This is a genomic window from Nitratifractor sp. (assembly GCF_015487065.1).
Classification (GTDB): domain Bacteria; phylum Campylobacterota; class Campylobacteria; order Campylobacterales; family Sulfurovaceae; genus Nitratifractor.
In genome coordinates this window covers 1-6360 of the sequence record NZ_WFQN01000136.1, presented here as the reverse complement: position 1 = coordinate 6360, position 6360 = coordinate 1, and the positions used below count along the sequence as shown (strand labels likewise).

Annotated in this window: 8 protein-coding genes and 1 pseudogene; 8 read left to right on the top strand and 1 reads right to left on the bottom strand. The window is 59.7% G+C overall.

Annotated features, from left to right (window positions below):
* Positions 1 to 298 (bottom strand): annotated as a pseudogene (locus F8I07_RS07240) (amidohydrolase family protein); the annotation flags it as partial.
* Positions 299 to 611: 313 nt separating this feature from the next.
* Here F8I07_RS07240 and aroQ point away from each other — a divergent pair.
* The 8 genes from aroQ to F8I07_RS07200 all read left to right on the top strand — a co-directional run.
* Positions 612 to 1097, top strand: a complete 486-nt coding sequence (aroQ, locus tag F8I07_RS07235; protein WP_292657711.1) for a type II 3-dehydroquinate dehydratase — start codon at positions 612 to 614, stop codon at positions 1095 to 1097.
* Between the two features lie 4 nt (positions 1098 to 1101).
* On the top strand, positions 1102 to 2124 hold the full coding sequence (locus F8I07_RS07230) for a M24 family metallopeptidase (RefSeq protein ID WP_292657708.1): 1023 nt from the start codon (positions 1102 to 1104) through the stop codon (positions 2122 to 2124).
* A gap of 6 nt (positions 2125 to 2130) precedes the next feature.
* The gene (gene folK, locus F8I07_RS07225) at positions 2131 to 2652 is read left to right on the top strand and encodes a 2-amino-4-hydroxy-6-hydroxymethyldihydropteridine diphosphokinase (RefSeq protein WP_292657705.1); all 522 of its coding nucleotides are present in this window, start codon (positions 2131 to 2133) and stop codon (positions 2650 to 2652) included.
* 62 nt (positions 2653 to 2714) lie between these two features.
* Positions 2715 to 3776 carry a flagellar biosynthesis protein FlhF gene (locus F8I07_RS07220; protein WP_292657702.1) on the top strand — a complete coding sequence of 354 codons (1062 nt, stop codon included), beginning with the start codon at positions 2715 to 2717 and terminating at the stop codon, positions 3774 to 3776.
* Complete coding sequence (locus F8I07_RS07215; protein WP_292657700.1) at positions 3769 to 4227, top strand: hypothetical protein; 459 nt, start codon at positions 3769 to 3771, stop codon at positions 4225 to 4227. The genes F8I07_RS07220 and F8I07_RS07215 overlap by 8 nt, the downstream gene beginning before the upstream one ends.
* A complete protein-coding gene (gene mnmA, locus F8I07_RS07210) occupies positions 4220 to 5239 on the top strand; it encodes a tRNA 2-thiouridine(34) synthase MnmA (protein ID WP_292657697.1) in 1020 nt (339 codons plus the stop codon). Before F8I07_RS07215 ends, mnmA begins: the two co-directional genes overlap by 8 nt.
* 168 nt (positions 5240 to 5407) lie before the next feature.
* Complete coding sequence (locus F8I07_RS07205; RefSeq protein WP_292657694.1) at positions 5408 to 5686, top strand: DUF2018 family protein; 279 nt, start codon at positions 5408 to 5410, stop codon at positions 5684 to 5686.
* Positions 5687 to 5695: 9 nt separating this feature from the next.
* The coding region (locus F8I07_RS07200; protein ID WP_292657692.1) for a polyprenyl synthetase family protein at positions 5696 to 6360 on the top strand (665 nt) is incomplete at its 3' end.

Here is a 6360-nt window from a genome sequence, read left to right as displayed (position 1 = left end):
TGTCGGCCTGGGGGACCAGGGTGTCTCGCTCCCGGATGACGCTCTCGAGCCAGCGCATGAAATCTCCGTACTCCAGCCGGGTTCGGTTGGCGGAGTACTCCAGATGGGTATGGACATTGATGAAGCCGGGATAGAGGATCGAATCGCTGCCGGTGTCGATCAGACGCGCTTCGGGATACTTCTCGCGGAGTCGCTCCGGTGTGTCGATCGCCAGGATACGGTCATCGAAGGCCACGGCCTTTTCCCGGAGATATCCTTTGGGTGTATAGAGATAGTCGGGGAGGATGATGGTTGTCATGCTTACCTTTCAATAGAACCCTCTGAAAAATGTCAAGAGAGGTTTCACTCGATGGCGACAAAGGAGCGCTCAACCCGTGAAACGGGCGCTCCTTCACGGCTTCGCTTCGCTCCGATCGTTTCGGTTCCGAAGCTACAAACGATACGCAGGTATCGTTTGTTAAACGCTTCTCATGTTCGCGACTGCCAGAGCTATCGAGTGAAACCGGTTGTTTTCTCTATGGAACAGGATTATACCATTGCGATAATCGCCCCTTAATCCCCTTTGCTATAAAATGCTCCTATTTCAAAATCACACCCAAAAAGGAATTTCAATGAAAGTCGTCGTCATCCAAGGCCCTAATCTCAATATGCTCGGAGTCCGCGAACAGCACATCTACGGCCCCATGAAGCTGGAGCAGATCCATGAGCAGATGAAGCACTTCGCCAAAGAGAACGGGCTGGAGATCGAGTTTTTCCAGAGCAACCTGGAGGGGGAGATCGTCGATCGTATCCAGGAGTGCATGGGGGATGCCCAGGGGATCATCATCAACCCCGCCGCCTACAGCCACACCTCCATCGCCATCCGGGATGCCCTGGCCGCTGTCCAGATCCCTGCGATCGAAGTTCATCTGACCAATATCCATGCCCGGGAGGAGTTCCGACGCAAATCGATCACGGCCGAGGTCTGCGCCGGTGTGATCGCCGGAATGGGGCCCTTCGGCTACCACCTGGCCATGATCGGAATCACCCAGATCATGAACGAGATCAAAGCGGCTCAGGAAGCCCAACGCCAGCAGCAGATGCAGCAGCAGGGATAATCGGGTGAAAAACATCCTCCTCCGGGACGAGAGCGCCCTCTACTACGAATGCGGCTACAGCTGCGACAACGCGGTCTACCTGCGTCTGGGAGAGGAGGCCTGGTTCTTCACCGACGGCCGCTACGCCGTCGAAGCCCGGGAAGCGGTCCGGGGGGCCGAAGTGGTGATCGTCTCCGATCTCTACGGAGCCGTGGCAAAACGTCTGAAAAAATCGGGCATCAAACGCTGCGCCTACGATCCCAAAGAGTGGGACTGCTACGCCTTCGGACGCCTCGACCCCAAAGGGAAGATCCGCTGGAAGGCCGAGCCCGACTGGTCCCATCGCCGGCGGATCATCAAAACCAAGGAAGAGATCGAGATGCTGGCCCGTGCCGCCCGGGCCGGAGCCAAAGCCTTCGACAAGATCGCCAAAGCCTTCAGCCAAGAGGGCTTCGGCGAGGATGAGCGGGCCCTGCATTTCCTGGCGGAGCGTATCCTGCGCAAGGAGGGGAAGCGGGAGCTGAGTTTCGATCCCATCGTCGCCATCGGGGCCAACGCCGCCAAACCCCATGCCCGCCCCACCAAGCGCAAGCTCAAAAAAGGCGATCTGCTTCTGCTGGACGCCGGCGTGAAATACCGCCGTTACTGCTCCGACCGGACCCGAACGGCCCGGGCGGTCAAAGAGTTCGATTTCGGGACGATCCAGGGCTTCAAATCCCGCAAGATCCAGCGGGCCTACGACACGGTGCTCAAAGCCCACGACCGGGCTATCGACAAGGCCCGCAGCGGCATGGAGGCACGGCAGGTCGACGCCCTGGCGCGAGAGGTGATCGAGAAGGCGGGCTACGGGAAGTATTTCGTCCACTCCACGGGGCACGGGGTCGGGCTGGACATCCACGAGATGCCCTACATCTCCACCCGCAGCCGCACCCGGATCGAAGACGGCATGGTCTACACCGTCGAACCGGGAATCTATCTGCCGGGAGAGTTCGGCATCCGGATCGAAGATACCGTCGTCATGCAGGGCGGACGGGCCGAGGTCCTCTAAGCCCACATGGCGGTCCTGCGCAAAAGCCTCACCCCGGAGTTGACGCTGCTGCGTACCCCGCTCTTTCCATGGCAGAGTCCCCGACAGGCACTGCGACAGGGGGAGCATGAGGTCTGGCTGGGGATCGGCGGCAACCTGGGGGATTCGCTGCGGCGTTTCGGGCACCTCTGGCACTTCCTGAAGCGTCAGAAGGATCTGCGTCTGCTGGAGAGCTCCCCGATCCTCGTCAATCCCCCCTTCGGGTACCTGGAGCAGCCCGATTTTCACAATGCGGTTCTGCGGGTCGCCACGTCGCTGCCCCCACGTCGCCTGCTGCGCCGGCTTCAAGAGATCGAGCGGCGTTTTGGACGGGTCCGGAGCTTCAAGGACGCCCCCAGGACGCTGGATATCGATATACTCTTTTATGAGGATCGGCAGTTGCAGCGGCCGGAGCTGACGGTCCCTCACCCGCACTGGGCGGAGCGTCAGTCAGTAACCGTTCCGCTGGCCAGGATGCAGACATTGCCGCCGATTGCTATCCTTAAGTGAAAACGACTCAAAACTATTTAAAAGCCCCCGGGCCCCAGGCCCCGGAAAAAAGGAGCCATTTTATGATCGAAGAGACCTTCGAAGCCCCGACGCCTAAAGAGGCCTTCGCCCTGGCCCGGTCCAAATATCCCCATGTCAGCGATCTGCAGCTGCTACGGGCCCGTCAGACTGCCGGTCGTGACGGGAAGCTGATAGCGGAAATCACCGTGGCCGTCCCCGAAGAGGAGTACCTGGCCAGCCTCGGCTTGAGCGAAGAGGAGGAGCTGATCCGTGAGATGCAGCAGCTTCAAAGTCAGATGCAGCGAATGAAGGCGGCGGCGGGGATTCGTGACGAGAATTCCGAGACAGTGGAAAAGGTCATCGGGCTTTTGAGCTCCAAAGGACTGCGCCGCGACTGGCTGATACAACGGGTGGAACCGATGCTGGGGACGGCGGTGGCGGAGGATGAGAAGCTGCTGTTGAGCTATCTGTTGGAAGAGGTGGACGAGGGGCTGCGGGTGGTTCCTGAGGATCTCTCCCGTCCCCGGGTGATGATGATGGTGGGGCCGACCGGTGTAGGCAAGACCACGACCATCGCCAAACTGGCGGCGCGCTACAGCTACCTCCTGGATCGGGACTACCGGGTGGCGCTGATCAATCTGGACAGCTGGCGGGCCGGAGCCTACGAGCAGCTGGACAACTTCGCCCGGATCCTCCACCTGGAGCATCGCCGGGTGGAGCGGATCGAGGAGTTCGCGGAGCAGCTGGACGCACTGGCGGACTACGACGTGATCCTGGTGGACACAGCGGGGATCTCCCCTTTCGACACCGATCGGCTGATCCGAACGGTGGAGTTCCTCAAAAGTGTCCGGGATCGGGAGATCTCCACCTCACTGGTCATCTCCGCTACCGCCAAATATGAGGATATCCGCGAGATCTACGAGCACTTCAACTTCATCAATGTCGAAAACGCCATCGTCACCAAATTTGACGAAACGCAGCGGGTGGGGGATCTGATCGCCTTTTTGACCGAGCGCCATCTGCCGGTGAGCTATCTCAGTACGGGCCAGAAGGTCCCCGATGACCTGATCCCGGCGGAAAAAGAGCGGATCCTGGACGCTTTCACGGGAGAACTCCATGCTTGAGACCCAGGCTCTGCGTCTCAACCGTTCACGTCTCCGACATTTGAAAAAGGGAGAATATTACCTCAGTCTGGAGCCCCTCTCTCTCAAAAGCAAGCATCTGGAGCGATTACGTCCAGGCGCCTGGATCGATCTGGGTGGGCAGCTTCCCGAGCTCCAGATCCGCCGTGACGGCCGCAAGGTCGCCCGGGTTCACCCGGCGTCCGAAGGATGGTATGTGGGAGAGTGTGTCGAGGAGGAACCGGATCTGGCGGAGCGTAAACGGGTACTGCTGGAGGGAAGGATCGCGGTCCTCCCGGCTGAGCGTGTGATATCCGGAGAGCGGATCGAACTTCCCCCTTCGGTCTTTGAACAGGTCCTGCTTTGTCGAGGGGAAGAGCCTGTCGCGATAGCGACACTGGCCCGTTCCTCCGAGGGATACGGTCTGCAGGTACGGGAGCGTTGTGATGGCTGAAAAGGTCCTGGTGGGGATGAGCGGCGGCGTCGATTCCACTGTGACGGCACTGCTGCTGCAGGAGCAGTGCTACGAGGTCACCGGCGTCTATATGAAACTCCACGACAACGAAGCCTACCATCGGGAGAACTTCGCCAAGGCGAAGCGGGTGGGAGAGTATCTGGGGATCGAGGTGCAATTTCTGGATATCTCCGGGGAGTTTCGGCAGGAGGTCTACGACTACTTCGTCCGGGAGTATCAGGCCGGACGCACCCCCAACCCCTGTGTGGTCTGCAACCGGCAGATCAAATTCGGCCGGATGGTGGCTTTTGCCGACTCCCTGGGGATCGACAAGATTGCTACGGGCCACTACCTGCGCTGTGACGGCCGCTATGTCTATATGGCGGCGGACCGTAACAAGGATCAGAGCTATTTCCTGGCTCAGGTACGGCGGGAGGTTCTGCCGCGGCTGATCTTCCCCCTGGGGGAGAGGCACAAGGAGGAGGTCAAAGCGATCGCCGCCCGGATCCCGGTCCTGGCGGATATTGCCACCCAGAAAGAGAGCAGCGAGATCTGCTTCGTAGAGAACGACTACACCGAGGTCCTGGCCCGTCACATGGAGATCGACCGGGAAGGGGAGGTGCTCAACGATGCGGGTGAAGTGGTGGGAACCCATCGGGGCTATATGCACTACACCGTAGGCAAACGGCGGGGCTTTACCGTCCACGGGGCCCACGATCCCCACTACGTCCTCTCCCTGGATCCGGCGCAGAACCGGATCGTCGTCGGGACCCGGGATCGGCTGGAGGAGCGTCGTTTCGAGATCGGCCGGATCAACCTCTTCGAGGATCTGGAGAGTTTCGAGTGTCAGGTCAAAGTCCGCTACCGTACCCGGGCCATCCCCGCCCGCGTCCGTATCGAGGGAGAACGGGGCGAAGTGGAACTGGCTGAACCGGTCTACGGCCTGGCGAGAGGGCAGTTCGCCGTCTTCTATGACGGGGAACGGCTGCTAGGCGGCGGCGAGATTCGCTGAAATCTCCTGTTCTGTTTCGTTTTGTATCGGCAAGTTAGTGAGGGGGGTCCGATCTATTCTCTTGTAGCAAAGGTGCTATAATATCTCCCAAAATTTTCATCACATATTTTTCGACCGCCAGGTCGGAAGCAAATTCGATGAGACTATCCCAGCATAAAAGAGAAAACGATGCAGCTTTTTGACGACGACGATTTCATGATGACTACCCCCAGAGATAACTTCTTCCAGATACTCCACACAGCCAACCGCAACATCGTGGATCTGGAGATCGAGCGATTGATCGAGCGTCTGGCCGTGGCGGAGAAGATGCTGGAGGATCAGGGACTGGAGGAAGCCTACGAACGCAATGTCCAGTCGATGGCGGCCACGGAGCCCCAAGAGTTCGAGAACCGCAAAAACTCCCTCTTCATCGAGACGGTGGGAAACATCGTCACCCAGTGCGAATAGGACGATCCGGTGCTGGAAGCAGTTGAACGCCGGATCGGACAGTATATCGCCGAACTGGAGGATCGGGACGCGCAGGAGCTCTATGGGCGGCTGCCCGCCGGCAAGCGCCTGCGGGCCCGGCTGATCCTCATTATCGCCGGGAGCAGTCCCGCGGCGGTAAAGACCGCGGCGGTGGTGGAGATGATTCACGCCGCGAGCCTGCTCCACGATGACGTGATCGACGATGCCGATCTGCGCCGCGGCCGTCCCTCTCTCAATGCCCTTTACGGCAGCAAGACCTCCATCATGTTCGGGGATGTCCTCTATGCCAAAGCCTTCCACGAGCTGGTGGATATCGACCGGCAGGTGGCCCGTGTCCTCTCCCATGCCGTCATCGAGCTGAGCCTGGGGGAGCGACAGGATGTGCTCCTTTCGGAGCGGTTCAATCCCGACTGCGGTGCCTACCTGAAGATGATCTACCAGAAGACCGCCTCTCTCATCGAAGCCTCGGCGGAGGGGGCGGCGATCCTGGCGGGGAAGAACCGGGAGGTCTACCGCACCTATGGGCGCAATCTGGGGATCGCCTTTCAGATGATCGACGATCTGCTGGATATCACCCAGAGTGCCAAGGCCCTGGGTAAACCGGCGATGCACGATTTCGAAGAGGGGAAGACCACACTGCCCTACATCTACCT